Below are 862 nucleotides of genomic sequence, written 5' to 3'. Positions count from 1 at the left end.
GCCTCAGAGCCATCATTGCGTTGCATTTTGAAGCGAGGATGTGCCTCTTCGCTAGGCTGTTGATCTTTACGCTGCTGAGCGTGCTCCTCACGGTACAAAACATAAGCCCGTGCAACTTTCTGCATCCCTTGACGCATCAAGCCTAGCTCAACTTGATCTTGTATATCCTCGATATTGATCGAGCCGCCAGATGGATATTGCTTTTCAAAGCGACCATGAATACCACTTACAATCTGATCGGCAAGCTGCTTAACGTGGCTTGCATCCGCATGATCATGATCCTCTGCGGCCAATATTGCTTTGGTGATTGCGACTGCTATTTTGTCACTATTATATGAATCGAGAGTCCCATCGCGCTTGATCACTTTAAGCTGGAAATTAGAAGTGTTTGAGACTGGTTTGATATTAGGATCAGAGAGTGCATTTGGAGTTGTCATAATTAATTCTCATCGCGTTTCGGTCAACTAGACCAATAACCCTTCGCCATAAAAATCTATATGAACAGCACACACAGTGAGACAACCAATAAAGCTGCCATTGCCAATAATGCTGTCTTTCGATCACCCTATAGTCGCGAAGGTATGAAAGCCCATTTATCTTGTGATAAATGGGTTGCTTTGGCAGGTCTTCGGACTTATGGGCGTGTGTTAAATCTAACGATTATCCTACAGCGACGACTTCCCAGAATTTTACGTTCCAGTGCCTAATGCGTGTAGCTATCTTGCTTCGCATTATGTCGCTTTCGTTCCCAATTACCGCTGCGCGTCAGTTCTGGATTTTCACCAGATTCTCTCTTAGCACAACTAATTCAGAGACATTCTTACGTGTCTATTTAGTAGATGTGAACCAATGCAAAACACAA

The 862-nt window shown here is 44.0% G+C and carries 1 protein-coding gene and 1 riboswitch; the gene reads right to left on the bottom strand.

Going from position 1 to position 862, the window contains the following annotated elements:
* Window positions 1-437 (bottom strand): ATP cone domain-containing protein (locus tag A3762_RS24390; RefSeq protein ID WP_255375084.1); only part of this gene is annotated, 437 nt, incomplete at its 3' end.
* 164 nt (window positions 438-601) lie between these two features.
* A riboswitch (cobalamin riboswitch) is annotated at window positions 602-823 on the bottom strand.
* Window positions 824-862 lie beyond the last annotated feature (39 nt).

Source organism: Oleiphilus sp. HI0125 (assembly GCF_001635355.1).
Note: the sequence above shows the minus strand (reverse complement) of the source record. Positions and strands in the feature narration are given on the sequence as shown.